The following is a 26916-nucleotide window of genomic DNA, read 5'->3' as shown; positions in this document are numbered from 1 at the left end:
GGCTTGCAGGCGATGTCGCTTCAGTTGGAGAAGGCCGCCAGCCCGGTGATGGCGCGGCCGAGGATCAGCGCATGCACATCATGCGTGCCCTCATAGGTGTTCACGACTTCCAGGTTCACCAGGTGACGCGCCACGCCGAACTCGTCGGAGATGCCGTTGCCGCCCATCATGTCGCGCGCCATGCGGGCGATGTCCAGCGCCTTGCCGCAGCTGTTGCGCTTCATGATCGAGGTCTGCTCGATACCGGAATATCCCTCATCCTTCAGGCGTCCCAGGCGCAGGCAGCCTTGCAGGCCCAGCGAGATTTCAGTGAGCATGTCCGCCAGCTTCTTCTGCACCAGCTGGTTGGCCGCCAAGGGACGGCCGAACTGCTGGCGTTCCATGGTGTAGCGGCGCGCGCGTTCGTAGCAGTCTTCGGCTGCGCCCAGCGCGCCCCAGGCGATGCCGTAACGAGCGCTGTTCAAGCAGGTGAAGGGGCCCTTCAATCCGCGCACATCGGGGAAGGCGTTTTCTTCCGGACAGAAGACGTTGTCCATCACGATTTCCCCGGTGATGGAAGAACGCAGGCCGACCTTGCCGTGGATGGCCGGGGCCGACAAGCCCTTGGCCCCCTTGTCGAGGATGAAGCCGCGAATCTCGCCTTCGTCATCCTTGGCCCACACCACGAAGACATCGGCCACCGGGCTGTTGGTGATCCACATCTTGCTGCCGGACAGGCTGTAGCCCCCGTCCACCTTGCGGGCGCGGGTGATCATGCTGCCGGGGTCGGAACCGTGGTTGGGTTCGGTCAGGCCGAAGCAGCCTATCCATTCGCCGCTGGCCAGCTTGGGCAGGTATTTCTGTTTCTGCGCTTCGGTGCCGAAGGCATTGATGGGCGTCATCACCAGCGAGGATTGCACGCTCATCATGGAGCGATAGCCGGAATCGACGCGCTCGACTTCACGCGCGATCAAGCCATAACAAACGTAATTCAACCCGGCACCACCGTATTGCTCGTCGATGGTCGCACCCAGCAGGCCCAGCTCGCCCATCTCGCGGAAGATGCTCACATCCATCTTCTCGTGACGGAAGGCTTCCAGCACGCGCGGGGCCAGGCGGTCCTGGCAGTAAGCTTGAGCGGCGTCGCGCACCTGGCGCTCATCGTCGCTCAGTTGCTGCTCCAGCATCAGGGGGTCGGCGTAATCGAATGCATGTCGTTGCTGCGTTTTGCTCATGGAAGCCTCTTTTGTGCATCAGGAATCGCTGCAGCAGCGCGGTCTTCGCAGACCGTCCTCGCGCAGCGGCGGTGGACAAAAATATACGGACTGCCCCGCCACGGCGCAAACGAATTGTTTGCATCACCGTGTGCGTTTTGCGCACTCCGGTTCCGCCTGTCGAGACAGCCGATCCGGACCCGGCTCAACCCAATCCGCTGGGCAGGCGATACGCCTTGGCCTGCTCTTCCAGCCAGTCCTGGAACAGGCGCAGCAGGGGCCGTTCCGAGGTGCGCTCGGGATAGATCAGGTAGTAGGAGTGCGTGCTCAGATAATCGTGATCGACTGCCACCACCAGCAGGCCACGCCGCAATTCATCCTCGATCAGGAAGCGCGGGATCAGCGCCACGCCCATGCCCACGATGGCGGCCTGGGTCAGCATGGAGAACAGTTCCAGCTGCGTGCCCACCAGGTCGTTCTGCACCTGCATGCCGAAGGAAGCGAACCACTGCCGCCACACATAGGGCCGCGTGCTCTGCTGCAGGAGCGGATAGGCCAGCAGCTCGGTGGGCGTGAGCTTGCGGCCGGCACCGATGAGCTCGGGGCTGGCCACGGCCACCATGCTCTCGCGCATCAGGAACACGCCCTCGGTGCCGGGCCAGCTGGCTTGCCCGGCGTAGAGCGTGGCATCGAGATTGGTCTCTTCGAAAAGGAAGGGCCGGGTGCGCGGCCTCAGGTTGACGGTCACGCCCGGATGCGCCTCCAGGAAGGAGCGCAGGCGCGGCAGCAGCCAGCGGGTGGCGAAGGTCGGCATCACGCCCAGCTCCAGCGTATCGCCATGGCCATCGCGCGACATCAGGTGCAGGGCATCGCGCTCGATTTCATCCAGGCGCTGGCCGACCTGGTGGCTGTAGCTCACGCCCGCTTCGGTCAGGCGCACGCCGCGCTTGGTGCGGCGAAACAGCTTCAGGCCCAGGAATTCTTCCAGCGCGGCTACCTGGCGGCAGACCGCGCTCTGCGTCACCGCCATTTCCTGGGCGGCCTTGGTAAAGCTCTGGTGCCGCGCGGCCGACTCGAAGACGGCCATGGCCTGGGTGGAGGGAATCTTTCGGCGCATCGTGCGAAAAAGGCGGAGAAGTGAATTTTATGCACATCTTACTGCAGCTGCGGCGTCTTCCATCATGCCTCTTTGAATAATCTTGTACGACATCCTGACAACCATCGATATCAAACAATCGATATCAATTAACGCATTGCCAGCATGATTAATTTCATTGGATGGAAATCTTGCCGGTCGTTAAGATCAAGCCCGATCCAGCCATGCGACCATCGAACAGCAAGCGCCGGCGGCCAAGGGAGGCCGCTGGCTACAAGAGAGACAGGATGGGCAGGAAGCCGACGCTTCGTGACGGCATGACAGCATGACATCACCAGCACTTCATTGCTCCCGCAACCACGTCCCCCGGCCGGTTGCAGCTCTTGACGCCCGCACGCCAAACGGGCGGCCTCGCAGAAACGTTCGACCGCATCGTTCGGATCCGACACTGAAAACGATATAAATCGAATGCGAGGAAGACATGATCTGGTTCTACAACCTCAACATCGCCAAAAAACTGGCCCTGTCCTTTGCGGTGGTGATTGCGCTGACCCTGTTGCAGGGCCTGTTCGCCATGAAGGAACTCAAGCAGGTCAACAGTGCTTCCGGCGAGATCGTCAACAAGTGGATGCCGACCATGGATGCCGCGCGCGAGCTGCAGGGTTCGCTGCCGCCGCTGCGCCTCAATGAGCTCGAACTGGTCACCGCCGTCACGCCCCAGGAGCGCAGCGCTGCCAACCAGTCCATCAAGAAACGGCTGGATGCGCTGGCCAAGCAGCGCGCGGTGTTCGAGCAGCGCATGTCCGAGCCCGAGGAGAAGGAACAGTACGCCCAATTCGGCAAGAACCTGGCTGCCTACCTGAAGGTGGATGAACAGCTGGCCGAGATGGCGGCCAACCAGCAGTACGACGAGACACGCGCCCTCTTCAATGGCGAATCCGCCAAGCTCTACGCCGCGATGGTGGGCAACCTCAACGCCATCGTGAAGCTCAATGCCAGCGGCAGCGCGCGCGCTGACGAAGAAGCCTCGGGCGTATTCCGTGCGGCGCAGCGCTGGATCGTGGGCTTGCTGGTGGCGACGGTGGCCATCGGTTCGCTGCTGGCCTTCGTGGTGGCGGCCAATGTCTCGCGCCCGTTGAAGGAAGCGGTGGAAATCGCCCAGCGCGTGGCGCGTGGCGACCTGACCCTGCGCATCCGCCCGGCCGGCCGCGATGAAACCGGACGCCTCATGGAAGCCCTGCGCGTGATGAACGAGAGCCTGCGCGACATCGTCAACGAAGTGCGCCAGGGGACTGACACCATCGCCACCGCCTCCAACGAAATCGCCCGTGGCAATCTGGATCTGTCCAACCGCACCGAACAACAGGCCGGCTCGCTGGAAGAAACCGCGTCGGCCATGGAGCAGCTCACCTCCACCGTCACCCAGAACGCCGACAACGCGCGCCAGGCCAACCAGCTGGCGGCCACCGCCTCCGACATCGCCAGCCAGGGCGGTGACGTGGTGGGACAGGTGGTGCAGACCATGGAGGGGATCACCGAAAGTTCGCGCCGCATTGCCGACATCATCAGCGTGATCGATGGCATCGCTTTCCAGACCAACATTCTGGCGCTCAATGCCGCGGTGGAAGCGGCGCGTGCCGGCGAGCAGGGACGCGGCTTTGCCGTGGTGGCCTCGGAAGTGCGCTCACTGGCGCAGCGCTCGGCCGGTGCGGCCAAGGAGATCAAGGAACTGATTGACGACTCGGTGCAGAAGGTCAGCGCCGGCAGCGCTTTGGTGGAACGTGCCGGCAGCACCATGACCGAAGTGGTGGCCAGCGTGCGCCGCGTCACGGACGTGGTGGCCGAGATCAGTGCGGCCACGCAGGAACAGAGCGGCGGCATCAATGAAGTCAATCTCGCCATCACGCAGATGGATGAGACCACGCAGCAGAACGCCGCGCTGGTCGAGCAGGCGGCGGCAGCAGCGGATTCGCTGAAGGGACAGGCGGGGAATCTGGCGGCGGTGGTGGGGAAGTTCAAACTGGAGTGAGGCCATCCTTGCCGACGTCGGATCGCCTGACGTCGGCGGCGTGCCTTGGCCCCGTGTGCAGTCAATCGCGCCCTGTCACGGCCCCATGCGCGAGAGCAGCAGCCTGAACCCGAGCGTCATCATGACGGCGCCGGCGGTGCGGTCGAACCAGTGCTTGCCCTGCACATACCAGCGGCGCGGACGCGCTGACGAGAGCGCCACGGCCACCAGGCCATACCATCCCGCTTCGATCAGGAAGACCAGCAGCAGCGTCAGTCCCTTGAAAGGCAAGGACGTCTCGGCCGGCAAAAAGGCCGCAAACACGCTGGTGTAGGCGATGGCGGTTTTCGGATTGCTGATCTGGGTGACCAGGCCCAGCCACAGGGACCGGCGGGACAGAGATGGTGATGCATCGCGCTGTGCGATATCGTCCGCCATCAAGGGCGTACGCGCCCCGCGCCAGATGCGCCAGCCCATGTAGGCCAGATAAACACCACCCCCGAACTTCAATACCAGATAGAGCGAAGGCACTGCCAGCAGCACTGCTTGCAGTCCCAGCAAGGCCGCTCCGGCAAAGAGCACGCCGCCGATGCCCATCCCCAGTGCGGCCAGCAGGCCATTGGCTCGTCCGCTTCCGACCGAGGTGCGCGCCACCATCACGAAACTGGGTCCGGGGCTCATGGTGGCCACGCTCAACGTGGCGGACAGGGCGATCACTTCAGCAAGATGTTGCATGGACAGGCTCCTTTTGGCGACGAGGACGGTCCTCATTCGGTTGTTTTTTCAGGAAGAACGGCACCTCGCTCGCGCCTATGCCCAGGTCATTGAGCTCGCGCGGGCCCATCTCCCGCATTTCCTGCGCGGCGCCCCCCTGTGAAGCGTGACGGTCCCCGAGGACGCGGGCAAGGACCTGGCTGACGATGTGCCGCATGGACTTCTCCCTGGATGAATGCGCAGATCATCCGCCAATCGAAGTCATTGGTAAAATTGAGTTTGATGACAGCCACTATCAGGAAACCTGATGAGAGAACTCAGCCTCGACCAGTTGCGCACGCTGGTCACCATCGTCGACCTCGGCACCTTCTCCGCTGCCGCCAATGCGCTGCACCTGGCCCAGCCCACGATCAGCCTGCATGTCAGCGACCTCGAAGAGCGCCTGGGCAGCGCCCTGCTCATGCGCGGCAGCCGTCGCGTACAGGCCACGGCGCTGGGCGCGCTGGTGATCGACCGGGCCCGGCGCCTGTTGCGCGATGCCGACGATCTGCTCGATGTCGCCAGGAAACATGTGGAAGGCAAGGTCGGCCGAGTACGGCTGGGCACCTCCACCGGGGTGGTGGTGAACCTGCTGCCGCGCGTACTGCGCCAGCTGGAAAACAGCTACCCCGGCATCGACGTGGAGGTCAACATCATGGGCTCCAACGAAACCATGGCGCGCCTGCAGGAAGGCACGCTCGACATCGGACTGGTCGCCATCCCCATCACGGCCTCCAAGGACATCCAGATCACGCACTGGCGCAGCGACCGCATGATGGCTTTCCTGCCGGCCACCTGGAAATCGCCCGCCGCCATCAAGCCGGGCTGGCTGATGGACAAGCCCATGATCTTCAACGATGCCACCACCCAGATGTACCGGCTCACCATGGCCTGGTTTGCCGAGGCCGGGGAAAACCCGCGCGCGCGCATCGAACTGAACTACAACGAAGCCATGAAAAGCCTGGTCTCCGCCGGTTACGGCGCGGCCATCCTGCCGCTGGAGCAACCCCTGGCCGCCGAGCTGGGGCGCCACAAGGACATCCGCATCGTGCCACTGTCGCCGGTACTCAAGCGACACATCGGTGTGGCCCATCGCGCCCTGCCCAACCTGGACAAGGCCACCGTGAACGTGCTGGAGACGATACGGCAGTTCCAGGAAGCCTGACGCGGCGGCTGGGCCGCCGGACGGTGCATTAAACACAGCTTAATGCTCGATTCACCGAGCATTAAGCACAGCGCAATCCTGATCTCCTATAGTCGATGCTCATCGACCTACCCTCTTCAGGAGTTCCCCATGAGCCTGGCCACCCTGCCCACGCCCGCCGCCTTGATCGACATCTCGCGCATGGAGCGCAACATCGCCCGCATGCAACAGCGCATGGATGCGCTGGGCGTGCGCTTCCGTCCGCACGTCAAGACCACCAAGTGCCAGCAGGTGGTGCAGGCGCAACTCCAGGCCGGAGCGCGCGGCATCACCGTCTCCACCCTCAAGGAAGCCGAACAGTTCTTTGCTGCCGGCATCACCGATATCGTCTACGCCGTCGGCATGGCGCCCACCAAGCTGGGCCAGGCGCTGGCGCTGCGCCGCCAGGGTTGCGATCTCAAGATCGTGGCCGACAGCGTGGTCTGTGCCGAGGCCATCGTGGCCTTCGGCCAGGCGCAAGAGGAATGTTTCGAGGTCTGGATTGAAATCGACGTGGATGGCCACCGTTCCGGCATCGCCCCGGAAGACGCCACCCTGCTGGCCGTGGGCAACGTACTCCATGCCGGCGGCATGCGCATCGGCGGCGTGATCGCCCATGCCGGTTCCAGCTATGACTACGACAACGACGCCGCCCTCATCGCCGTGGCCGAACAGGAACGCGTCGGCTGCGTGCGCGCCGCCGAACGTTTGCGCGAAGCCGGCCTGCCCTGCGACGTGGTCAGCATCGGCTCCACCCCGACCGCCCTGCGCGCCGAACACCTGCGCGGCGTGACCGAAGTGCGTGCCGGTGTCTATGCCATGTTCGACCTGGTGATGCACAACGTGGGCGTCAATACCATGGACGAGATCGCCCTGAGCGTGCTGACCACCGTGATCGGCCACCAGCCCGAAAAAGGCTGGGCCATCGTCGATGCCGGATGGATGGCGATGAGCCGTGACCGCGGCACGCAAGGACGCAAGCACGACTTCGGCTATGGGCAGGTTTGCACGGAAGATGGCAAGGTGCTGGAAGGCTACCTCATGAGCGGGGCCAACCAGGAGCACGGCATCCTCTCGCGCCAGGGCAGTCCGGATGCGCAGATCGCAGAGCACCTGCCCATCGGCACGCGCCTGCGTATCCTGCCCAATCACGCCTGTGCCACCGGTGCGCAGTACCAGCAATACCAGGCCATCGCCGCCGATGGCAGCGTGGCGACCTGGCCGCGCTTCAACGGCTGGTAACGGCTCCGCCCGTGAGCCCGCTGCCGAAGTAAGACTGCGCAAGCGCCACCCAGTAACGCACGCCTTCTTCGATGATGTCGTCGTTGAAGTCGTAGTGCGGGTGGTGCAGCGAGTGCGAGGCGCGGTCCTGAGGCGCATTGCCGATCAACACATAGGTACCGGGCCGCTCCTCCAGCATGAAACCGAAATCCTCGGAGGTCATGTTGGCCGGGATGCCGGTGCGGATGCGTTCATCACCGAAGGTCTGCCGAATCACGCGTTCGCAGAAGTCGGTCTCGGCCGGGGTGTTGATGGTGGCCGGGTAGTACTGGAAGAATTCCACTTCGACCTTGGCCCCGTAGGCGTCGGCCAGCGCATGGCACATGCGGCGGATGTCTTCCTGCAGCTTCTGTTGCAAGGTGGAGGACAGCGTGCGAATGGTGCCGCGCAATTCGGCACGGTCCGGAATGACGTTGTCGGTATCGCCCGCATGGAACATGCAGACCGAAATGACCGCAGGGTCGACCGGGTCCTTGTGACGCGCCGCGATGGTCTGGCACTGCAGGACCATGGAGCAGGCCAGCGGGATCGGATCCAGCCCCAGGTGCGGCTGGGCCGCATGGGCGCCCTTGCCGGTGATGGTGATCTTCAGGCGCGAACCGGCGGCCATGATGGGACCGGTACGCAAGCCGAACTGCCCGGCCGGCAAGCCGGGCCAGTTGTGCATGCCGAACACGGCTTCGGTCGGAAACTGTTCGAACAGTCCGTCATCGATCATCTTGCGCGCCCCCGCCCCGCCCTCTTCTCCCGGCTGAAAGACGAAGTGCACGCTGCCCGGCAAGGTCGGCTGCTGCTTGAGCACGCGCGCCGCGCCCAGCAGCATGACGGTGTGGCCGTCATGGCCGCAGGCGTGCATGATGCCGTGGCTGCAGGAAGCGTGCGCAAAATCATTGGCCTCGACGATGGGCAAGGCATCCAGGTCGGCGCGCAGTACGATGCCGCGTTGCGGATCGCTGCCCGGCAGGCTGGCTACCACGCCGGTGCCGCCCAGGCCACGCGTGACCTCATAGCCCAGCGCTTGCAGCTCCTGCACCACCACGTCGGCGGTGCGATGTTCCTCGAAACGCAGCTCGGGATGCGCGTGCAGGTCGCGGCGCAGGCCGGCCCAGTGGGCGCGATGCTGGTGCAAGGAGTCGTGCGAATGTTCAGTGTGTTCCATGATGCTCATGTGTTCAGGCCGTCATGACGGCGGTGATGAAGGCGCTCAGGCGTAGTAGCCCAGGATCGATTTCACTTCCATGTATTCCTCCATGCCTTCCACGCCATACTCGCGCCCGTTGCCGGACTGCTTGTAGCCGCCGAAAGGGGCCTGCGGATCCCAGGCCGGATAGTTCAGGTGCACCTGGCCGGACTGGATGCGGGCGGCCACGGCGCGCACCTGGTCCTTGTCGGTGCCCTGCACGTGCGCACCCAGGCCATAGACGGTGTCGTTGGCGATGGCAATGGCTTCTTCCACGGTGTCATAAGGCAGGATGGCCAGCACGGGTCCGAAGATTTCTTCCTGAGCGATCACCATGTCGGTGTGCACATCGGAGAAGATCGTGGGCCGCGCATAGTAACCCTGCTCCAGTCCGTCCGGGCGTCCGGCGCCACCGGCCAGCAGGCGCGCTCCGTCCTGCATCCCGGCTTCGATCATCTGTTGCACCCGCAAGAATTGCGCACGGTTGGCCAGCGGGCCGTGGGTTGTCGCCTCATCGGTGGGGTCGCCCACTTTCATCTGGGCCAGCGTCGCCAGCGCCAGTTCATGCACGCGATCCAGTGATGCACGCGGCACGATCAGACGCGTGGGCGCGCTGCAGGACTGTCCCATGTTGCGGAAAGCCGCCGCCACACCCGGCGGAATGGCACGCGCCAGGTCCGCATCCGGCAACACCACATTGGGCGACTTGCCGCCCAGCTCCTGGGCCACGCGCTTGACCGTGACGGCAGCGGCTTGCGCCACCAGCACGCCGGCGCGGGTGGAGCCGGTGATCGAGATCATGTCCACCTGCGGATGCGAGGACATGGCCGCACCGACCTCGGGCCCGCTGCCATTGACCAGGTTGAAGACGCCCGCCGGAATGCCCGCTTCATGCACGATCTCGGCAAACAGCAAGGCCGACAGCGGCGACAGTTCGCTCGGCTTCAACACCACGGTGCAACCGGCTGCCAGTGCCGGACCGACCTTGGCGGTGATCTGGTAGATCGGCCAGTTCCAGGGCGTGATGAGGGCACACACACCGATCGGCTCGCGCACGATGGCCGTGGTGCCGCGCGGGCGGATGAAAGCATAGTCCGCCAGGTTGTCACGCGCCACACGCAGGTGTTCAGCCGCCAGCGGCACGTGGGCCGTGCGGGCATAGGTGATGGGGGCGCCCATCTCCAGCGTCAGTGCCTGGGCGAACAGTTCGGTGCGTTCCACCAGCAGGGCGTGCACACGACCGAGCAGCGCGGCGCGCTCCAGCGGCGAGGTCGCGGCCCAGGCGGCAAACGAACGGCGCGCGGCCTGCACGGCCTGGTCCACGTCGGCGGCGTTGCCCAATGCGATCTCGCAGACACGTTCCTCCGTGGCAGGCGAGACCACGGCGGCGACCCCGTCGCCTTGCGGGCGCTGCCACTGGCCGTCGATGTAGAAGTGATCCAGGCGGCCGTTGCGCTTGAGGTGCGCCAGCGGAGAGACGATGTCGGTGGAAGCGGTGCGGGTCATGTCGGGTTGTCCTTGTTTCGGGTTGGTTGCGCGTACGGCGCAGTGTCACAGCAGTGCCGTGGCCTCCACCTCGACCTGCAGGCCGAAGTGCAGTGCCGGGACCGGCACCACGGCGCGCGCCGGGCGGGCGCTGCCGGCCCAGCGTGCGTAGATGTCGTTGAAGGCTGGCCAGTGCGCCACATCGGTGAGATAGACGCGGACCTGCAGCAGCTTGCCGATGTCGCTGCCGGCACCGGCGAGTGCGGCTTCCACATTGGCCAGCACCTGCAGTGCCTGCATTTCGAAGCTGGCCTCGGTGAGCTTGTGCCCGCTCGCATCGATGGGCAACTGGCCCGAAATGAAGACCATGCCGTTGCCGATGGCCACATGGCTGTAGTGGCCGCCCGGGGTGGCCAGGCCGGTCGGGTTGAGGGTGACGGGGGCGGTGTGTGCGTTGTTGTTCATGATGGGCATGGCTGAAGTGGCAGGAAGGCCGGTCAGGATAACCGACGCATTTCCTGTGATGGACTGTAGCCAAAAGACCTTCAGCGATGTTTAATGTTCGTTCAATTCACCATTAAGAGATTTTTAATGCTGCAACTCGATGACATGCAACTGCTGCGCGCCCTGGGCTCGGCCAGCTCGCTGGCCGGTGCCGCCCGCCTGCTCGACCTGACGCCACCGGCAGTGACGGTGCGCCTGCAGCGCATCGAGGACCGCGTCGGCGTGCGTCTGGCCAATCGCGCCGCGCGCGGCTTCGCGCTCACCGACGAAGGCCAGCGCCTGGTGCAGGAAGCCATGGACATCCTGGAGCGCATCGAATCCATCACCGCCAGCGTCTCGCGTGAATCGGACCGCGGGGCCGGTGGCAACCTGGCCAACGTCAGCGGTTCGCTGCGTGTAGTCGCGCCCTTCGGCTTCGGGCGTCGCTACGTGGCACCGCTGATCCGCGATTTGCACCGCAGCCATCCCAAACTGAGCATCTCGCTGCTGCTGGCCGAAAGTCCGCTGGCGGCTTCCACCGGCGCTGACGCCATCATCTCCATCGGGCGCGTCAAGGGCTCCTCCTGGGTCGGCCACTTCCTCGCGCCCAATGCGCGCTTCCTGTGTGCCGCGCCGGTGCTGGCCAAACGCATGCAGCGCATCAAGCATCCTTCGGACCTGGCCGAGTATCCCTACCTCAGCCTGCGCGAAAACGACGATGACCTCAGCCGCCTGCGCTTCACGCCCGTCGACAGTGCCGGCCGCCGTACCGGCAAGGCGCTCACGGTCAAGCTCAATGGCGCGCTGTCGTCCAATGACGGCACCATCACGCGCGACTGGGCGCTCGATGGCGAAGGCTTCGTGGCGCGTTCCGAATGGGATTGCGCACACCTGGTGGCCGATGGCAGCCTGAAGCGCGTGCTGCCCGGCTGGCAACTCGATCCCGCGCCCATCATGGCGCTGCTGCCGGGCCGCCAGGGGCTGACGCTGCGCCAGCGCGTCTTTCTCGACGCCGCCAAGCGGGCCTTCCAGCCCGTGCCCTGGCGGCGCTGAACTGCTTCAGAAATCCGCGACCTTGCCCCAGGACGAATCCGAGAAACGATTGGGGTGATAGGGACGCGGATCGACGATGGGTTCCACACCGCTGGCCAGGTCCGCGATCAGGTGACCCGCACCCGGCCCGATACCGAAACCGTGACCGGAGAAACCCGCCGCCAGGATCAGGCCCGGCGTCTGCGGCAGCTCACCGATGCCGGGCACGCCATCAGGCGTGCTGTCCACATAACCGGCCCAGGTATGCGTGACTTTGGCCTGCGCCAGCTGCGGCAGCAATTCGACCGCACGGCGATGGGTGGCCCGGATCGAGACCGGATCGGCCGACGCATCCAGGATGCGCATGCGTTCCATCGGCGTAGGCGCATCCATGCGCCAGCGCGACAGGGTCTCGTGGCCGCTGCGCCAGGCTTCCAGCCCGCCCGGCGACAGGCTGCGCCAGCGCTTGGCGAACATCGGCAGGAACTGCGGCGAGAAGCGCAGGAATTGCATGGTCGGATCGACCCGCGCCCGGCCGCTGATGGCCAGCGCATAGGAGCCGTTGCTGCGGCGGGTGACGGCTACGCCCGAGGTGTAGAGCGCGCCCGGCAAGGGCTGCTCCATGGGCGCCACGCTCATGATGGATTGCCGCACGGATGCCTGCGGGAAGCGAATACCCAGCTGATGGCAGAAGGATGAGGCCCAGGCACCACCGGCCATGACGGCCACCTTGGTTTTGATGACACCGGCTTCGGTGATGACACCCGAGACGCGGCCGCCTTCAGTTTCGATGCCGCGTGCGGCGCAATTCTGGATCACGTGGCCACCCAGCTTCATGATGGCGCGCGCTACGGCCGGTGCCGCCTTGCCCGGGTCAGCCGTGCCGTCGGTGGGCGAGAAGACGCCGCCCTTCCACGCCCGCCCTGTGGCATGGCCACGCTCGGCCGCCTGCTTCGAATCGAGCATGTAGGTGGTCACGCCGGCGGTCTTGGCGAAGTCGCCCCAGGCTGCCCAGCGGGCGATTTCTTCATCATCGTTGGACAGATAGAGCAGGCCGCACCGGGTAAAACCGGTGTCTTCGCCGGTCTCGGCGGAGAACTGTTCCCACAGGTCGATGCTCTTGGTGGCCATCGGCAGTTCGCGGGCGTCGCGGTTCTGCTGGCGGCACCAGCCCCAGTTGCGGCTGGATTGTTCGGCACCGATGCGGCCCTTCTCGACCACCGCCACCGAGATGCCACGCTTGGCCAGGTAGTAGGCGGTGAAGATGCCGACGATGCCGCCGCCGATGACGACCACATCAGCGGAGGCCGGCGGAATGGTAGGACTCTGGACCTGCACGAGCGGGGGCGACATCTTACTTTCCTCCCTCGGCGGCGACGGTCTGCACTACGTAATACTTGGCCACGCGTGCGCTGCTCTCCCAGCCGATGGCCGCACCCAGCGGTACGAAGACGGCGTCGCCGCGTTCCACGGAAACCACGCTGCCATCGGGTTCGGCAAAGCGCACGCCGCCGTCGAGGATGTGCATGAATTCATTGACCGGGTGGGCGCGCACGATGCGGTGGTAAGGGGTGGAATCCCAGGTGCCGATCTTGCAGCCGATGGAGCTTTCATCGATCACGTTGTCGCTGCGGCAGGTGGGCACGTCGCCCAACAGGATTTCCTTGGGCAGCGAATTGGCCGAGGGCTTGAAGTTGGCTTCGGCCACCAGCGGGAACACGCCCGGCTGCACGGGGTGCGGGCAGTCGGCAGCGCAGAACATGACGAGGGCCGGCTGCGTGGCCGTGATGCGCACGGCGGCGCCGGTGGCGATGACCACGCCGTTGTCGGGCTTGATCACCAGCGGTGCGGCACCTTCGGCTTCGATACGCAGTTCGCCTTGCACCACGACCAGGGTTTCCTGGTGCGGGAAGCGGGCGATGTCGAGGCTGCCTTCGAAACGCAGGCGGCCTGCGCTCATGCCGCCGATGCCCTGCCAGGCAATCTCGCGCGAGGCGGCAAAGGGGTCGGAGGCGCCCAGCGCGCCCGGATGGAAGGGGGTGGATACGGGGGTGCCGGAGGCACGGTACAACACCAACGCTGCAGTCATTTCTTCTCCTGTTTCCTTGGGGATGGGCAGGAATGCGAGACCGACTCCACGGTGCTCTTGCGGTCCTGCCCGAATCTTTGCTTCATGGCCGGCGCCGGGGCCGGCGGCATGCAATCCATGACGATGCTACGAGCCGCGCCTGATCCTGTGATTAATGCTCAACGAATCCAGCATTAAATGCGGCTTAATGCTCGTGGCCTGCCTTGCCTGCCCGCCATGGCGCGCGGCCAGGCAGGCGGCTGGGTGGGTCACCGGGTCAGACGGTGATGCCCTCCACCGGCACCAGCGGCATCTGCGACTGCTGCAGGTCGGAATCCGAACGGTGGCAAAGGATCTCGCCACCGTGTTCCATGTTGCGGCGGCGCGGCGGCACCACGTTGCAGACGCCATCGATGCGCTGCGCACAGCGCGGCAGGAAGGCGCAGATCTCCGGCGACGGATCGACCGCGCCAATCGGCGGCAGCTTGTGCTGGCCGGCCCCGGCCACCTGTTCCAGCCAGCCTTGCTGCATGGCCGGCACCGACGACAGCAGCAGGTGCGAATACGGGTGATAGGGCGGCGCCATCATGGCTTCACGCGGACGGTTGGCGACCATGCGGCCGGCGTAGAGCACCACGATGTCGTCGCAAATGGCACGCACGGTGCTGATGTCGTGGCTGATGAACATGTAGGACACCTGCAGCTCGCGCCGCAGCTCGGCCAGCAGCTCCAGGATGGCGGCGGCCACCACGGTGTCCAGCGCCGACGTCACTTCGTCGCACAGGATCAGGTCGGGCTTGGCGGCCAGGGCGCGGGCCAGGTTCACGCGCTGCTTCTGGCCGCCGGACAGTTCGGCGGGCAGGCGGTCGATGACGCTGGAAGGCAGCTTGACCAGGTCCAGCAGTTCGGCCGTGCGGCGGCGCATGGCCTCGCCCTTCAAGCCGTGATAGAAGGACAGCGGACGATTCAGGATGCGGCCGATGGAGTGCGCCGGATTGAGCGCAGTGTCGGCGTTCTGGAACACGATCTGCACGCGGCGGAATTGTTCGCGGGTGCGGCCTTCCAGTGTCGGTGACAGGTTCTGGCCATCGAGCTGGATGCTGCCGCGCGCCGGCGCGATCATGCCGGCCACGGCACGCGCCAGGGTGGTCTTGCCGGAGCCGGATTCGCCGATGATGCCCACGGTGCTGCCGCGCTGGATGGTGAGATTGATGTCATCCAGGATGCGCACGCCCGGCAGGCCCAGCCGGTCCGGTGCGCCGTAACCGGCCACCAGGCCGCTGATGCGCAGCAGCGGGGCACGGGCTGCGGCCGGTACGGTCTCGGGCAGTATCTCGCGCAGTTGCACCACGCGCGCAGCCGGGCAGGCGGCGGCGATCAGGCTTTGGGTGTAGGTGTCGGCCGGGGCATGCAGCACCTGGTCGGTGGTGCCGACTTCACGCACGGCGCCGTCGCGCAGGACGATGATGCGGTCGGCCATCTGCGCCACCACGGCCAGATCGTGCGAAACGTAGACGGCGGTGGTGCCGATTTCCTTGACCACTTTCTTGAAGGCGCGCAGCACTTCGATCTGGGTGGTCACGTCCAGCGCGGTCGTGGGTTCGTCCAGGATCACCAGTTCCGGATCGGTGATCAGGGCCATGGCCGCCATCACGCGCTGCAACTGGCCACCGGAGACCTGGTGCGGATAACGTTCACCGATCTTGTCGGGATTGGGCAGGGCCAGCGCGCGGAACAGCTCGACCGCCTTGCGCATGGCGCTGGCCTTGTCCATCACGCCGTGCTGCAGGGCGCTTTCGATCACCTGGTCCATCAGGGTACGGGCCGGATTGAAAGCCGCCGCCGCACTCTGGGCGATGTAGGCCACATGGTGGCCGCGCATGGCCAGCAGCGCCTTCTCATCCATCTGGTCGATCTGGCGCTGGCCGATGCGCACCTGGCCACCGGCGATCTGGCAACCGGAACGCGCATAGCCCAGCAGCGAGAGTGCAATGGTGGTCTTGCCTGAACCGGATTCACCGATCAGGGCCAGCACTTCGCCGGGGGCCACGGTGAAATTGACGTTCTTGACGATCTCGACCTGGGTGCCGTCGTCCTTGCGGGCATTCACGCGCAGGCCCTGCACTTCCACCAGGGGCCGCACTGCCGCCCCGCCTGCCGCAGCGCCAGCACCGACGCCGCTTTCCTTGCCGAGGAAGATATCGAATTGCTTCACGGGCTTACTCCTTGGCAGCGCGCTTGCTGCGCAGGTTATCGATCAACAGGTTCACGCCGATGGTCAGCGAGGCAATCGCCAGGGCCGGCATGATCACCGCCAGGGCGCCTTCGCCCAGGCCGGAAATGTTTTCCCGCACCAGCGAACCCCAGTCCGCATCCGGCGGCTGCACGCCCAGCGAGAGGAAGCTCAGGCCCGACAGCAGCAGCACCACGTAGACGAAGCGCAGGCCGAAATCGGCCAGCACCGGGCGGATCATGTTGGGCAGCATTTCCACGGTCATGATGTACCACACGCCCTCGCCGCGAGCGCGCGCTGCCTGCACGTATTCCATGGCCTGCACGTTGACCGCCAAGGAACGGGCGATGCGGTAGGCACCGGGCATGTAGGTGATGGCCGCCGTGAGCACCAGCAGGAACATGGAAGAGCCGAAAGTGGCCACCATCATCAGCGCGAACATCTTGCTGGGAATCGAGATCAGGGCATCGAGCGCACGGCTGATGACGGCATCGCGCCAGCCGCCCGAGAAGGCCGCGAACAAGGCGATGGCGGTACCCGAGAGGCTGGCCACCACGGTCGACAGCAAGGCCAGGCCGATGGTGGCGCGGGTGCCGAAGAGGATGCGGCTCAGCATGTCGCGGCCCAGGTAGTCGCTGCCCAGCAGGAACTTGTGGCTCATGCCGGAGAACACGTCGGTATCGACGATGGCAGTGGCGTCGTAGGGCGAGATGCTGGGGCCGAGGATGGCCATCAGGATCCAGAAGCCGACGATCACCATGCCGATCCAGGCCATGGTCGAATGGCGGCGCACGCGCCTGGCGGGTGCGGTGGCTGCGGCAGCCGGTGCGACAGGCGCGCCCGCTTCGGTGCCGGTGGAGTCGTGGAGGGCTTTCATCGGGTCTTCAACCTTGGATTGGAAACAATGGCCAGCACATCGGCGGTCAGCACCAGCAGCAGGTAGCCGGTGCAGAAGATCATGGAACAGGCTTGCACCAGCGGCATGTCGCGGGTGGTCACGGCATCGATCATGAGGGTGGCGATGCCGGGATAATTGAAGATGCTCTCGACGATGAGCACACCGCCCAGCAGGTAGGACAGGCTCAGCGCCACGGCATTGGCAATCGGGCCGATGGCGTTGGGCAGCGCATGGCGCAGCACGATGCGGGTGCGCTTGACGCCTTTGAGCAGCGCCATTTCGGCATAGGACGAACGCAACTGATCGATCACGGCGGCGCGCGTCATGCGCGTCATCTGGGCCACGATCACGCAGCACAGGGTCAGCACCGGCATGGCATAGGCCTTGATGAAGGCACCCAGGGTGGCGGCATCGCTGGCATGCGACAGCGCCGACAGCCAGCGCAGCTTGACCGCGAAGATCATCACGGCCACCGTGGCCACCAGGAATTCCGGCACCGATACCATCGACACGGCACTGACGTTGACGGCACGGTCAAAGAAGGAGCCGCGATACATGGCCGAGAAGATGCCCAGGAACAGCGCCAGCGGCACCGATACGAGGGCCGTCACGGCCGCCAGCATCAGCGAGGTCGGCAGGCGGCCACCGATCATCTGCGCCACCGGCACATTGTTGACCAGCGACATGCCGGGGTTGCCCGAGAGCAGGTTGCCCAGCCAGTGCGCATAACGCAGCGGGGCCGGCAGGTCCAGGCCGTATTGCAGGCGCAGTGCGGCCACCGTCTCCGGCGTGGCGGCCTGGCCCAGTGCGGTCTGGGCGGCGTCGCCCGGCAACAGGTTGGTGATGAAGAACACGCCGGCCGAGACCAGCAGCAGCGTCAGCACCGCCTGCAGCAGGCGGCGCACGATCAGACGCAGGATCATTCCATTCATAGCTTTCCTCGGTAACGAGTGGCGGGGCCGGCCATCGAGATGGACCGGTCCCGCGCGACTTCCACTGACAGCGTACGTCAGGCGTGAGACTTTCCCGGACTCACGCGTCCAGCCAGACGTACTCCGCACAGGTGTAGTTCATGAACGCACCCAGCGGCACCGGATCGATCCCCTTGACCTTGGTGCTCATGCCTTCCAGGTTGATGATGAAGACCGGGATACCCAGGCCGCACTTCTCGTGGATCATGGTCTGCAGGTCGGCGTACATGGCCTTGCGCTTGGTGAAGTCGGTCTCGCCGCGCGCGGCCACCACCAGCTGGTCGAACTGCGGATTCTTCCAGCCCGATTCGTTCCACTGCGCATCCGACTTGAAGAACTGCGTGAGCAGGATGTCGGCGCTGGGGCGGGGGTTGATGTTGCCGAAACCGACCGGCACCTTCATCCACTGGTTGGACCAGTAGCCGTCGGCTGGCACGCGCTTCACATCCAGCTTCAGGCCGATCTTGGCGGCGCTCTGCTGCATCAGCACGGCCATGTCCACCGAACCGGTGGCGGCCACCGAGGCCACGATGGGGATGGTGCTGCCCAGCACGCCTGCCTTCTCCAGGTGGAACTTGGCCTTCTCCGGATCGAAGGGACGCTGCGGCAGACCGGCGAAGTAGAAGCGGTTGGTCGGGTCGATCGGCTGGTCGTTGGCGGTCACGGCATAGCCACGGAAAGCGGCCATCTTGATCTGCTCGCGGTCCAGCAGGTACTTCATGCCCAGCGTGAAATCCATGCTGTTGCCCGGGGCCTGGTCCTGGCGGATGACGAGGTCGGTGTACTGGCCCGACTTGGTTTCCATGACGGTGTAGCCCGGCGTGCCCTTGACGCGGCCGGTGGAACGGGCGTTGACGTCGTTGATCCAGTGCACGTCGCCGGAGAGCAGCGCATTGACGCGCGCGGCTTCGTCCGGGATGCCGAAGAGTTCGACTTCGTCCAGGTAGGGCAAGCCTGTCTTCCAATAATTCTCGTTGCGCACGCCGATGGTGCGCACGCCCGGGGTGAATTCCTTGAGCTTGAAGGCACCGGTCCCGTTGGGGGTGCTGAAGTTGGTGGTGCCGTCGCGGATGATGAGGAACTGCGCGGTCGCCAGGATCACCGGCAAGTCGGCGTTGGCGCTGGTGAGCTTGATCTGGACTTCGTTGGGGCCGGTGGCCTTGACCGATTCGAACTGGTCGGCCACGACCTTGACCTTGGAGGCGGTGGCCGGATCCTTGTGGCGCATGATCGAGTAGACCACGTCGGCCGGGGTAAACGGCTTGCCGTCATGGAAGACCACGCCCTTGCGCAGCTTGACGGTCCAGGTGATGGCGTCGGTGGTCAGCATTTCTTCAGCCAGTACCATCTGCGGTGCGAGCTTGCCATCGAGCTTGGTCAGGCCGTTGTAGAACATGTGCACCCGGGTGTAGTCGGTGGAGTGCGCGGTCTTGGCCGGGTCCAGGGTATCGGCAGTGGAGCTGGTCTGGGTGGCGATGCGCATCTTGCCGCCGCGCTTGCCGGTCTGTGCCATGACGCTGCCGCTGGCCGTCAGCAGGCCCGTGCCGCCGACCGTCATGAGGCTGCCGGCCAGCAGGGTGCGCATCATGTCGCGACGGGTGAAGCCGCCAGGGGCCTGGTCCAGCGCATCGCCGGTGATGATGGAACCCTCTTTGGGGTGATGTCCGTTTTCCTGCTTGCTCATGAAATGCCTCACGATAAAAGTTCAACCACGAAGACCACCGGCCTGCCCTGCCGTCTGCATGTTGCAGATCCCTCGGGAGGGCACGCCGCCTGTTGGGTCCGGCACACTCCTCGCAACATTGATACCAGGGCGGGAGCACACCGGGAATGACGGAAACTGCACGGGAGCCCTGCAGCTCCCGCTCACTGCTGACTGCTGACAAGCGCCTTACAGACCCAGCACGCCCGGCAGGCCGGAGATGTCCTTGATTTCGGTGTAGCCGTAATACGGGGTCGAGGGTTCATGGCCGCGGGCCACGAAGACTTTGTTCTTGATGCCCATGTCGGAGGCCGGCATGAGGTCGTAACGCAGGCTGGAGGACACGTGCAGCACGTCTTCCGGATTGCAGTTCAGGTTGTCGAGCATGTATTCGAAGGCGCTCAGGCGCGGCTTGTAGGCTTGTGCCTGCTGGGCGGTGAAGACCTTGTGGAAGGGTGCGCCCAGTTGCTCGACGTTGTGCATGATCTGGCTGTCGTCGGCATTGGAGAAGATCACCAGCGGGAATTCCTTGGCCACCTTGGACAGGCCGGCCGGTACGTCAGCATGCGGACCCCAGGTCGGCACGGCCTTGTAGAAGGCACCGGTTTCCTCGTCGGTGGTCTTGATGCCCCAGCGCGCGCAGGTGCGGGTGATGGCGTTCTTGCAGACCTGTTCGTAGGGCTTCCATTGATCCAGCACTTCATCGAGGCGATAGGCCGCGAACTGGCGCAGGAAGAACGGCATGTCTTCGGCGGAGACGCGATCGGCGTAAATCTTTTGTGCCGTTTCCGACATCTGGAAACGGGTCAGGGTGCCGTAGCAATCGAAGGTAATGAACTTGGGCTTGAAAATGCTCATGGAAAATCGTCCTGTCAAAAAAGGGGGCGCATCACCTGTTGGGCCTGCGCTGGAGGCTGCTTGCTTGCGGGATTGCGGTTGACTGCATGAGAAGGATTACAACATAGCGAAACTTGCGATTTATTCCTTTTTGACCGGGCCGCGAAACAGAAATATGTGTTTTCTGCGGTCCAATCAGCATAGCTTGCCGAGCAGTGCAGCAATGCGAGCCGGGTGCGCTGCTTTGGGGCATTTTCACCAAGCTGGTGCGGATCGTGTCCGCAGGCTGGCGCATGTCCGGGACTGCATTTGCGCAGGCGATGCCTGCTCCGCATCTGCTTGCGCACCGCGCTGGCCTGTCAAAGCAGAACCTGCGGGGGCTGCATCATGCTACTGCCGGTGCCGCCCAATTTTGTGCCGAGAAGAGGGGGCAGATCGCCATAAGATTGCGAATTGGCAGGCTTGAAAACTGCCGCGCAATGCCGCGCCAGGTGCATCATCGCTGGGGTAGCGTTGCGGACCCGGCCAGCGGGCGCGGCCCGCAGCGCGAGAAGACCGAAACCAGCAAACTATTTATATATTTATAGGATTTGACGGAACAGGGACCATTGACCCTGCCTCATCCGCATCGCCACCGTATCGACAAGGACACGCTGCATGACTACCCAAAGCACGCTCCCGGCCGGTCAGGCCGTACAGACCGTACAGACCACCCTGCGCCCCATGCGCCCCGAGGACCTGGCCAGTTGCCACGCCATGAGTCTGCACCTCTACTGGCCGCACCGGCTGGCCGACTGGCAGTTCCATCATCAGGTCAGCAGCAGCTGGGCGGTGGAACTGGAAGAACCCGATGGCACGCGCAGCGTGGCCGGCAGCGGCATGCTCTGCCCGCTCGGCGAGGACTATGCCTCGCTGGGCCTGGTCATCATCACCGATGCCCTGCAGGGCCGTGGCCTGGGCCGCGCCATGATGCAGCGCCTGCTGCAGGATGCCGGTACGCGCAACGTCATCCTCAATGCCACCGAGGCCGGACGCCCGCTCTATGAGAAGCTGGGCTTCGTGGTCACCGATACCCTGAGCCAGCACCAGAGCACCACCGCGCGTGCCACCCCGGTGCTGGCCGCAGGCGCGCGCATCCGCCCGTTGCGCAAGGACGAAGTGCCTTATCTGCTGGCACTGGACCGACAGGCCAGCGGCATGGACCGCAGCGCCCTGCTGGTGCCGCTGCTGGACACCTCTGAAGTGGCCGTGCTGGAACAGGCGGGCCAGGTCAAGGGCGTCGCCTATCTGCGCGAGTTCGGGCGCGGCCGCGTGATCGGCCCCGTCATCGCCAGCCATGTGGAAGATGCGAAGACGCTCATCGCTTACTGGATCAACGCCTATCCCGGCGCTTATCTGCGCATCGACGTGCCGGGCCGGACCGGCCTCAAACCGTGGCTCGAAGAGATCGGCCTGACCTGCGTGGACAACGTGGTCAGCATGTGCCGCGGCACTCCGCCCGCGCCCGCCACCGCGTGGCGCACCTATTCCATGATCAACCAGGCACTGGGCTGAACGGCCCGCACGAAACCACCATGACTTTTCTCTACAAGGCCGATCCGGTCCGCGGTGCCGAATGGGCGCAACTGTTTGCCGAGAAGGCCCCCGAGCTGCCCTTCCATATCTGGCCGCATGAAGGCGATGGCAGCAGCGTGCGCTATCTGGCCGCCTGGACGCCGCCGGAGGATATCGCCCAGCGCTTCCCCCATCTGGAAATCCTGTTCTCGGTCGGGGCCGGCATCGACCAGTTCGACATGTCCACCCTGCCCCCGGACCTGCCGGTGGTGCGCATGACCGAACCCGGCATCGCCGCCGGCATGGTGCAGTACGTGACGCACGCGGTGCTGGGCCTGCATCGTGACAGCCGCGTGTATGCGCGACAGCAGCGGGAACAGGTGTGGCGCGCCCATCGCGTGCGCCCGGCCTCGGCTTGCCGCGTCGGCGTGCTGGGACTGGGCATGCTGGGGCGCGCCGTGCTGCAGCAGTTGCACGGACTGGGTTTCCCCTGCGCAGGATGGAGCCGTTCGGCGCACCAGATGGACGGTATCGATTGCTACAGCGGCAGCGATGGCCTGCGCCACTTCCTGGCGCGTACCGATGTGCTGGTGTGCCTGGTGCCGCTGACCGACGATACGCGCGGCCTGCTCAACCGCGAGCTGTTTGCGCAATTGCCGCGCGGTGCTGCGCTGGTCAACGTCGGACGCGGTGGCCATCTGGTGGAAGACGACCTGCTGGCCGCCTTGAATGACGGCCAGTTGAGCGCCGCCGTACTGGACGTGTGCGAGACCGAACCCTTGCCGCAGGGCCATCCCTTCTGGACCCATCCCGACATCGTGCTCACGCCGCACATCGCCAGCATGACCCAGCCCGATGGTGCGGTCGATGCGGTGCTGGAAAACCTGCGCCGCCATCGCGAGGGCTTGCCGCTGCTGGGCCTGATCGACCGCCAGCGCGGTTACTGATACCTCCACGCCACTTCATCCGGAGATGCCGCATGGCAAACAAAATGCCGAACCGCCCCGCCACAACGGCATGCCATGCCGCTGGCGGCGGGCAGTTCGCGTCACGGCGCTGGCTTATGCGTTCTATCCTTGATGACGTGGCGCAGTGCGTCTGCCGCCTCACCTTTCCCCATTCACCTGCCTGAAGCCCCGACCATGAAGCTGGAATCCTACTGGACCGATTCTGCCCCGCAGTTCATCTCCCCCACGCGCGAGCTGCCCACGCAGGTTGACGTGGCCATCGTCGGCGGCGGCTTCACCGGCTTGTCGGCGGCACTGGCTTTCGCCAAACGCGGGGCCTCGGTGGTGGTGCTGGAAGCCGGCCCCCATGTGGCAGCGGAAGCCTCGGGCCGCAACGGCGGCCACGTCAACAACGGCCTCGCGGTGGACTATGCCGAGGTCGCCGCCAAGGTCGGCGTGGAGCGTGCCCGCGCCTGGTATCACGCCTATGACGATGCGGTCGATACGGTGGCACGGCTGGTGGAGCAGGAGCAGATCGCCTGCGATTTCCTGCGCCACGGCAAGCTCAAGATGGCCACCAAACCGTATCAGATGGACGCCCTGCAGCGCAGCGCCGACCGTCTCATCGCCGATGGCGTGGACAGCGATGTGGAGATCCTCGATGCCGCCCGCGTGCGTGCCGAGGTGCAAAGCGAGCGCTTCCACGGCGGCCTGCTGTACAAGCGCAGCGGCCAGATGCACATGGGCCGCTTCGCCTGGGGCCTGGCCACGGCGGCAGAACGTCACGGCGCGGCCATCCATACCGGTACCGAAGTGCGACGCCTGGAACGCATCGGCAACACCCACGCGCATCGCGTCCACACCGCGCGCGGCACCATCACGGCCAAGCAGGTGCTGCTGGCCACCGGAGCCAGCCGTCACGGTGCCTATGGCAGCTTCGGCTGGCTGCGCCGGCGCATCGTGCCCATCGGCAGTTTCATCGTGGTGACCGAACCGCTGGGCGCCGAGCGCGCTGCCGCGATGCTGGCCAGGCAGCGCACCTACACCACGGTGGCCAACATCCATCACTATTTCCGCATGACGCCCGATACCCGCCTGGTCTTTGGCGGACGGGCGCGCTTTGCGATTTCCAGTCCGCAGTCCGATGCGGCCAGCGGCGAGATCCTGCGTCAGGGCCTGCATGAGACCTTCCCGCAGCTAGGCCAGGTGCGCCTGGACTACTGCTGGGGCGGCCTGGTCGACATGACACGCGACCGCCTGCCGCAGGCCGGCGAACGCGACGGACTGTATTACTCCATGGGTTACAGCGGCCACGGCACGCAGATGTCGGTGCACATGGGCCAGTGCATGGCCCAGGTGATGGCGGGTGACGCGCTGGCCAATCCCTGGCGCGAACGCGAATGGCCGGCCATCCCCGGCCACTTCGGGCCGCCGTGGTTCCTGCCGGTGATCGGCCTGTATTACCAGCTCAAGGACAAGCTGGCCTGATGATGCGCCGCTGGCTGCATTAACTTTTATTGAATGCTCGTTGATAGTTGCATTAACTTTTGCTGAATGCTCACCATGACCTCTCTGACTCTGCATCGCCAGGACCTGATGCCCGGCGCCCAACTGATCGGCGCCGACTGGCGCGCAGCGGCCGATGGCCGCGTACTGGACGTGACTGACCCGGCCACTGGCCAGGTGTTTGCCACCGTGCCGGACGGTACCGCCGCTGACGCGCGTGCTGCCGTCGATGCGGCTGTGGCCGCCTTCCCGGCCTGGCGTGCCACGCCGGCCAAGCAGCGCGCCACCATCATCAAGCGCTGGAACGATCTGCTGCTGGCGCACCAGGAAGACCTGGGCCGCCTGATCTCGCGCGAGCAGGGCAAGCCGCTGGCCGAAGCCAAGGGCGAAGTGGCCTATGCCGCCAGCTATGTGGAATGGTTCGGTGAAGAAGCCACGCGCGCCAATGGCGACATCATCCCGGCACCGGTCACCGGCCGCCGCATGATGGCGTTGAAGGAACCGGTGGGTGTCGTGGCGGCCATCACGCCGTGGAATTTCCCGGCAGCGATGATCGCCCGCAAGATCGCCCCGGCCCTGGCCGCCGGCTGCACCGTGGTGTGCAAACCGGCCGAGGACACGCCGCTGACGTCGCTGGCGCTGATCCGCCTGGCACTGGAAGCGGGCGTGCCGGCCGGGGTCATCAACATCGTCACGGCCTCGCGCGAACGTACCCCGGAAGTGGTCGATGTGTGGCTGGCCGATGGCCGCGTGCGCAAGATCAGCTTCACCGGCTCGACCGCCGTGGGCAAGCACCTGGCGCGCCATTCGGCCGATACCTTGAAGAAGCTCTCGCTGGAACTGGGCGGCAATGCGCCTTTCATCGTCTTTGATGATGCCGATATCGATGCCGCCATCGATGGCGTGATGGCCGCCAAGTTCCGCAATGGCGGCCAGACCTGCGTGAGCCCCAACCGCATCTACGTGCAAGACAAGGTCTATGAAAACTTCGTGGCCAAGCTCGGGGCGCGCGTGGCGGCACTGAAGGTCGGCCCGGCCACCGATCCGGCTTCGCAGATCGGCCCCATGATCAACGCCCGCGCCATTGGCAAGATCGACCAGCACGTGCGCGATGCCATCGAACGCGGTGCGCGCGTGATCACCGGCGGCAAGCGCCTGCAGGGCGCCGGCTTCGAAAGCGACAACTACTATGCCCCGACCGTGCTGGCCAACGTCACCGGCGAGATGCAATGCAGCTGCGAAGAGACCTTCGGACCGGTGGCACCAATTACCCGCTTCTCGACGGAAGAGGAAGTGATCGCCGCCGCCAATGCCACGCCCTTCGGCCTGGCGGCGTATTTCTATTCGACCGATGTGCGCCGCATCCATCGCGTCACCGATGCGCTGGAAAGCGGTATCGTGGGCGTCAACGAAGGTGCGCTGGCAGCGGAAGCGGCGCCCTTCGGCGGCGTGAAGGAATCCGGTTATGGCCGCGAAGGCTCGGTGCATGGCCTGGATGATTACCTGCACACCAAATACGTTTGCCAGGGCCAGCTCTGAGTCCTCCCCTGCCTAGCTGCCCCTCTCACTGAAACCAACAGGAGCCACCATGCCCGCGCTGTCCACCCACGAGCCCGAGACCGCCCGCGAGCCCTTGCCCGACCTGCTCTTGCGGCCGATTGCAACGGATGACCTGGGCCACTGCCACCGGCTGTCGCTGCGCTTCAAGTGGCCGCACCGGCTGGAAGACTGGAATTTCCTGCTGCAGATGGGGCAAGGCTACTTGCTGGAAAACACCGCCTCGGACGCGGCGCTGCGCACCGTCGGCAGCGTGGTCTGCACCACCTATGGCGAGCACCACGCCGTCATCGGCATGCTGCTGGTGCAGACCGAGTTGCAGCGGCGCGGCCTGGGACGGCGGCTGATGCAGCATGCGGCCAGCGAGGTCAATGGCCGTAGCCTGATCGTCAACGCGACGGCGGCCGGCATGCCGCTCTACAAGCAATTGGGTTTCGTGCAGCAGGATGTGCTGCACCAGTTCCAGGGCTCGTCAGCGCAGCCGGTGCTGGTGTCGCTGCCACCGGGCGAGCGCGTGCGGCCGATGGGCAAGAATGATGTCCATCGCCTGCTGGAACTGGATGCGCAGGCCACCGGCATGGATCGCAGCAAGCTGCTGCTGGCCCTGCTGGAGATATCCGAAGGCGTGGCACTGGACCGCGATGGCGAGATGCTGGGCTTTGCGCTGGTGCGCCGCTTCGGCCATGGCCGCGTGATCGGGCCGGTGGTGGCACCCGACGCGGAACGCGCCAAGGGATTGATCGCACACTGGATCAATACCTATTCGGATTCCTTCATCCGCATCGACGTCTTCGAATCGAGCGGCCTGCCGGCCTGGTTCGACAAGCTGGGCCTGACCTGCGTGGACCATGTCACGCGCATGTGCAAGGGTGAACCACCGGTACGCGATGCGGGCATGCAGCTGTTTTCCATCGTCAACCAGGCGCTGGGCTGAGGCTGGACTGACGTG

23 protein-coding genes are annotated in these 26916 nt (G+C 65.2%); 9 read left to right on the top strand and 14 right to left on the bottom strand.

From position 1 onward, the window contains the following. Positions 1 to 20: 20 nt before the first annotated feature. Together J2X56_RS16480 and J2X56_RS16475 are read right to left on the bottom strand one after the other, a co-directional pair. Positions 21 to 1214: an acyl-CoA dehydrogenase gene (locus J2X56_RS16480; protein WP_088755249.1), complete on the bottom strand. Its 1194-nt coding sequence runs from the start codon at positions 1212 to 1214 to the stop codon at positions 21 to 23. A 184-nt stretch (positions 1215 to 1398) separates the two neighbouring features. After that, positions 1399 to 2310 (bottom strand): LysR family transcriptional regulator, encoded by a 912-nt coding sequence (locus J2X56_RS16475; protein ID WP_034332540.1) that lies wholly within the window; start codon positions 2308 to 2310, stop codon positions 1399 to 1401. A gap of 460 nt (positions 2311 to 2770) precedes the next feature. On the opposite strand from J2X56_RS16475, the gene J2X56_RS16470 reads away from it, so the two are divergent. Then, positions 2771 to 4318 (top strand): methyl-accepting chemotaxis protein, encoded by a 1548-nt coding sequence (locus J2X56_RS16470; RefSeq protein WP_310160921.1) that lies wholly within the window; start codon positions 2771 to 2773, stop codon positions 4316 to 4318. Between the two features lie 75 nt (positions 4319 to 4393). On the opposite strand, the gene J2X56_RS16465 is transcribed toward J2X56_RS16470, so the two are convergent. Both J2X56_RS16465 and J2X56_RS16460 read right to left on the bottom strand, forming a co-directional pair. After that, complete coding sequence (locus tag J2X56_RS16465) at positions 4394 to 5032, bottom strand: LysE family translocator (protein ID WP_310160918.1); 639 nt, start codon at positions 5030 to 5032, stop codon at positions 4394 to 4396. Then, the gene (locus tag J2X56_RS16460; protein ID WP_310160917.1) at positions 5016 to 5228 is read right to left on the bottom strand and encodes a hypothetical protein; all 213 of its coding nucleotides are present in this window, start codon (positions 5226 to 5228) and stop codon (positions 5016 to 5018) included. Before J2X56_RS16460 ends, J2X56_RS16465 begins: the two co-directional genes overlap by 17 nt. Positions 5229 to 5318: 90 nt before the next feature. On the opposite strand from J2X56_RS16460, the gene J2X56_RS16455 reads away from it, so the two are divergent. Further along, positions 5319 to 6215 (top strand): LysR family transcriptional regulator, encoded by an 897-nt coding sequence (locus J2X56_RS16455; protein WP_310160914.1) that lies wholly within the window; start codon positions 5319 to 5321, stop codon positions 6213 to 6215. Positions 6216 to 6344: 129 nt separating this feature from the next. After that, positions 6345 to 7475 (top strand): DSD1 family PLP-dependent enzyme, encoded by a 1131-nt coding sequence (locus J2X56_RS16450; protein WP_134221594.1) that lies wholly within the window; start codon positions 6345 to 6347, stop codon positions 7473 to 7475. On the opposite strand, the gene J2X56_RS16445 is transcribed toward J2X56_RS16450, so the two are convergent. The 3 genes from J2X56_RS16445 to J2X56_RS16435 are packed head-to-tail and all read right to left on the bottom strand — an operon-like array spanning position 7462 to position 10644. Continuing rightward, the gene (locus J2X56_RS16445; RefSeq protein ID WP_121044784.1) at positions 7462 to 8673 is read right to left on the bottom strand and encodes a M20 aminoacylase family protein; all 1212 of its coding nucleotides are present in this window, start codon (positions 8671 to 8673) and stop codon (positions 7462 to 7464) included. The genes J2X56_RS16450 and J2X56_RS16445 overlap by 14 nt on opposite strands. Before the next feature lie 45 nt (positions 8674 to 8718). Further along, complete coding sequence (locus tag J2X56_RS16440) at positions 8719 to 10200, bottom strand: aldehyde dehydrogenase family protein (RefSeq protein WP_310160909.1); 1482 nt, start codon at positions 10198 to 10200, stop codon at positions 8719 to 8721. A 45-nt stretch (positions 10201 to 10245) separates the two neighbouring features. Continuing rightward, positions 10246 to 10644 (bottom strand): RidA family protein, encoded by a 399-nt coding sequence (locus J2X56_RS16435; protein WP_310160907.1) that lies wholly within the window; start codon positions 10642 to 10644, stop codon positions 10246 to 10248. A gap of 126 nt (positions 10645 to 10770) precedes the next feature. On the opposite strand from J2X56_RS16435, the gene J2X56_RS16430 reads away from it, so the two are divergent. After that, positions 10771 to 11715 carry a LysR family transcriptional regulator gene (locus J2X56_RS16430; RefSeq protein ID WP_034332077.1) on the top strand — a complete coding sequence of 315 codons (945 nt, stop codon included), beginning with the start codon at positions 10771 to 10773 and terminating at the stop codon, positions 11713 to 11715. Between the two features lie 6 nt (positions 11716 to 11721). On the opposite strand, the gene J2X56_RS16425 is transcribed toward J2X56_RS16430, so the two are convergent. From J2X56_RS16425 to J2X56_RS16395, 7 genes are all read right to left on the bottom strand, one after another. Then, positions 11722 to 13047 (bottom strand): FAD-binding oxidoreductase, encoded by a 1326-nt coding sequence (locus tag J2X56_RS16425; protein ID WP_134137148.1) that lies wholly within the window; start codon positions 13045 to 13047, stop codon positions 11722 to 11724. 1 nt (position 13048) lies between these two features. Continuing rightward, a complete protein-coding gene (locus tag J2X56_RS16420) occupies positions 13049 to 13783 on the bottom strand; it encodes a cupin domain-containing protein (RefSeq protein WP_310160903.1) in 735 nt (244 codons plus the stop codon). A gap of 256 nt (positions 13784 to 14039) precedes the next feature. After that, positions 14040 to 15977 carry an ABC transporter ATP-binding protein gene (locus J2X56_RS16415; RefSeq protein WP_310160902.1) on the bottom strand — a complete coding sequence of 646 codons (1938 nt, stop codon included), beginning with the start codon at positions 15975 to 15977 and terminating at the stop codon, positions 14040 to 14042. A 4-nt stretch (positions 15978 to 15981) separates the two neighbouring features. Then, positions 15982 to 16872, bottom strand: coding sequence for an ABC transporter permease (locus J2X56_RS16410; protein ID WP_134137152.1), 891 nt, complete (start codon positions 16870 to 16872; stop codon positions 15982 to 15984). Beyond that, positions 16869 to 17825: an ABC transporter permease gene (locus tag J2X56_RS16405; RefSeq protein WP_310160900.1), complete on the bottom strand. Its 957-nt coding sequence runs from the start codon at positions 17823 to 17825 to the stop codon at positions 16869 to 16871. Before J2X56_RS16405 ends, J2X56_RS16410 begins: the two co-directional genes overlap by 4 nt. Positions 17826 to 17925: 100 nt before the next feature. Beyond that, positions 17926 to 19548, bottom strand: coding sequence for an ABC transporter substrate-binding protein (locus J2X56_RS16400; protein WP_039785964.1), 1623 nt, complete (start codon positions 19546 to 19548; stop codon positions 17926 to 17928). Between the two features lie 207 nt (positions 19549 to 19755). After that, positions 19756 to 20424 carry a haloacid dehalogenase type II gene (locus J2X56_RS16395; protein ID WP_034332087.1) on the bottom strand — a complete coding sequence of 223 codons (669 nt, stop codon included), beginning with the start codon at positions 20422 to 20424 and terminating at the stop codon, positions 19756 to 19758. A gap of 636 nt (positions 20425 to 21060) precedes the next feature. Here J2X56_RS16395 and J2X56_RS16390 point away from each other — a divergent pair. From J2X56_RS16390 to J2X56_RS16370, 5 genes are all read left to right on the top strand, one after another. Continuing rightward, complete coding sequence (locus J2X56_RS16390) at positions 21061 to 21957, top strand: GNAT family N-acetyltransferase (RefSeq protein ID WP_134221585.1); 897 nt, start codon at positions 21061 to 21063, stop codon at positions 21955 to 21957. A 20-nt stretch (positions 21958 to 21977) separates the two neighbouring features. Next, the gene (locus J2X56_RS16385; protein WP_209567762.1) at positions 21978 to 22904 is read left to right on the top strand and encodes a glyoxylate/hydroxypyruvate reductase A; all 927 of its coding nucleotides are present in this window, start codon (positions 21978 to 21980) and stop codon (positions 22902 to 22904) included. Positions 22905 to 23099: 195 nt separating this feature from the next. Continuing rightward, positions 23100 to 24392, top strand: coding sequence for an FAD-binding oxidoreductase (locus J2X56_RS16380; protein WP_209567764.1), 1293 nt, complete (start codon positions 23100 to 23102; stop codon positions 24390 to 24392). A gap of 75 nt (positions 24393 to 24467) precedes the next feature. Then, entirely contained in the window at positions 24468 to 25949 is a 1482-nt protein-coding gene (locus J2X56_RS16375; RefSeq protein ID WP_280920985.1) for an NAD-dependent succinate-semialdehyde dehydrogenase, read from the top strand. A 49-nt stretch (positions 25950 to 25998) separates the two neighbouring features. Next, complete coding sequence (locus tag J2X56_RS16370; RefSeq protein WP_121044156.1) at positions 25999 to 26901, top strand: GNAT family N-acetyltransferase; 903 nt, start codon at positions 25999 to 26001, stop codon at positions 26899 to 26901. The last annotated feature ends 15 nt before the right edge of the window (positions 26902 to 26916 follow it).

It is taken from the genome of Herbaspirillum sp. 1173, assembly GCF_031455335.1.
Classification (GTDB): domain Bacteria; phylum Pseudomonadota; class Gammaproteobacteria; order Burkholderiales; family Burkholderiaceae_D; genus Herbaspirillum; species Herbaspirillum huttiense.
Note: the sequence above shows the minus strand (reverse complement) of the source record. Positions and strands in the feature narration are given on the sequence as shown.

What these genes read in the sequence shown, in the direction of transcription:
- J2X56_RS16405 (WP_310160900.1), bottom strand. Translation starts at nt 17,825, where the DNA reads ATGAATGGAATGATCCTGCGTCTGATCGTGCGCCGCCTGCTGCAGGCG.
- J2X56_RS16480 (WP_088755249.1), bottom strand. Translation starts at nt 1,214, where the DNA reads ATGAGCAAAACGCAGCAACGACATGCATTCGATTACGCCGACCCCCTG.
- J2X56_RS16370 (WP_121044156.1), top strand. Translation starts at nt 25,999, where the DNA reads ATGCCCGCGCTGTCCACCCACGAGCCCGAGACCGCCCGCGAGCCCTTG.
- J2X56_RS16440 (WP_310160909.1), bottom strand. Translation starts at nt 10,200, where the DNA reads ATGACCCGCACCGCTTCCACCGACATCGTCTCTCCGCTGGCGCACCTC.
- J2X56_RS16445 (WP_121044784.1), bottom strand. Translation starts at nt 8,673, where the DNA reads ATGGAACACACTGAACATTCGCACGACTCCTTGCACCAGCATCGCGCC.
- J2X56_RS16420 (WP_310160903.1), bottom strand. Translation starts at nt 13,783, where the DNA reads ATGACTGCAGCGTTGGTGTTGTACCGTGCCTCCGGCACCCCCGTATCC.
- J2X56_RS16395 (WP_034332087.1), bottom strand. Translation starts at nt 20,424, where the DNA reads ATGAGCATTTTCAAGCCCAAGTTCATTACCTTCGATTGCTACGGCACC.
- J2X56_RS16380 (WP_209567764.1), top strand. Translation starts at nt 23,100, where the DNA reads ATGAAGCTGGAATCCTACTGGACCGATTCTGCCCCGCAGTTCATCTCC.
- J2X56_RS16375 (WP_280920985.1), top strand. Translation starts at nt 24,468, where the DNA reads ATGACCTCTCTGACTCTGCATCGCCAGGACCTGATGCCCGGCGCCCAA.
- J2X56_RS16410 (WP_134137152.1), bottom strand. Translation starts at nt 16,872, where the DNA reads ATGAAAGCCCTCCACGACTCCACCGGCACCGAAGCGGGCGCGCCTGTC.
- J2X56_RS16435 (WP_310160907.1), bottom strand. Translation starts at nt 10,644, where the DNA reads ATGAACAACAACGCACACACCGCCCCCGTCACCCTCAACCCGACCGGC.
- J2X56_RS16455 (WP_310160914.1), top strand. Translation starts at nt 5,319, where the DNA reads ATGAGAGAACTCAGCCTCGACCAGTTGCGCACGCTGGTCACCATCGTC.
- J2X56_RS16470 (WP_310160921.1), top strand. Translation starts at nt 2,771, where the DNA reads ATGATCTGGTTCTACAACCTCAACATCGCCAAAAAACTGGCCCTGTCC.
- J2X56_RS16385 (WP_209567762.1), top strand. Translation starts at nt 21,978, where the DNA reads ATGACTTTTCTCTACAAGGCCGATCCGGTCCGCGGTGCCGAATGGGCG.
- J2X56_RS16390 (WP_134221585.1), top strand. Translation starts at nt 21,061, where the DNA reads ATGACTACCCAAAGCACGCTCCCGGCCGGTCAGGCCGTACAGACCGTA.
- J2X56_RS16430 (WP_034332077.1), top strand. Translation starts at nt 10,771, where the DNA reads ATGCTGCAACTCGATGACATGCAACTGCTGCGCGCCCTGGGCTCGGCC.
- J2X56_RS16465 (WP_310160918.1), bottom strand. Translation starts at nt 5,032, where the DNA reads ATGCAACATCTTGCTGAAGTGATCGCCCTGTCCGCCACGTTGAGCGTG.
- J2X56_RS16450 (WP_134221594.1), top strand. Translation starts at nt 6,345, where the DNA reads ATGAGCCTGGCCACCCTGCCCACGCCCGCCGCCTTGATCGACATCTCG.
- J2X56_RS16400 (WP_039785964.1), bottom strand. Translation starts at nt 19,548, where the DNA reads ATGAGCAAGCAGGAAAACGGACATCACCCCAAAGAGGGTTCCATCATC.
- J2X56_RS16425 (WP_134137148.1), bottom strand. Translation starts at nt 13,047, where the DNA reads ATGTCGCCCCCGCTCGTGCAGGTCCAGAGTCCTACCATTCCGCCGGCC.
- J2X56_RS16460 (WP_310160917.1), bottom strand. Translation starts at nt 5,228, where the DNA reads ATGCGGCACATCGTCAGCCAGGTCCTTGCCCGCGTCCTCGGGGACCGT.
- J2X56_RS16475 (WP_034332540.1), bottom strand. Translation starts at nt 2,310, where the DNA reads ATGCGCCGAAAGATTCCCTCCACCCAGGCCATGGCCGTCTTCGAGTCG.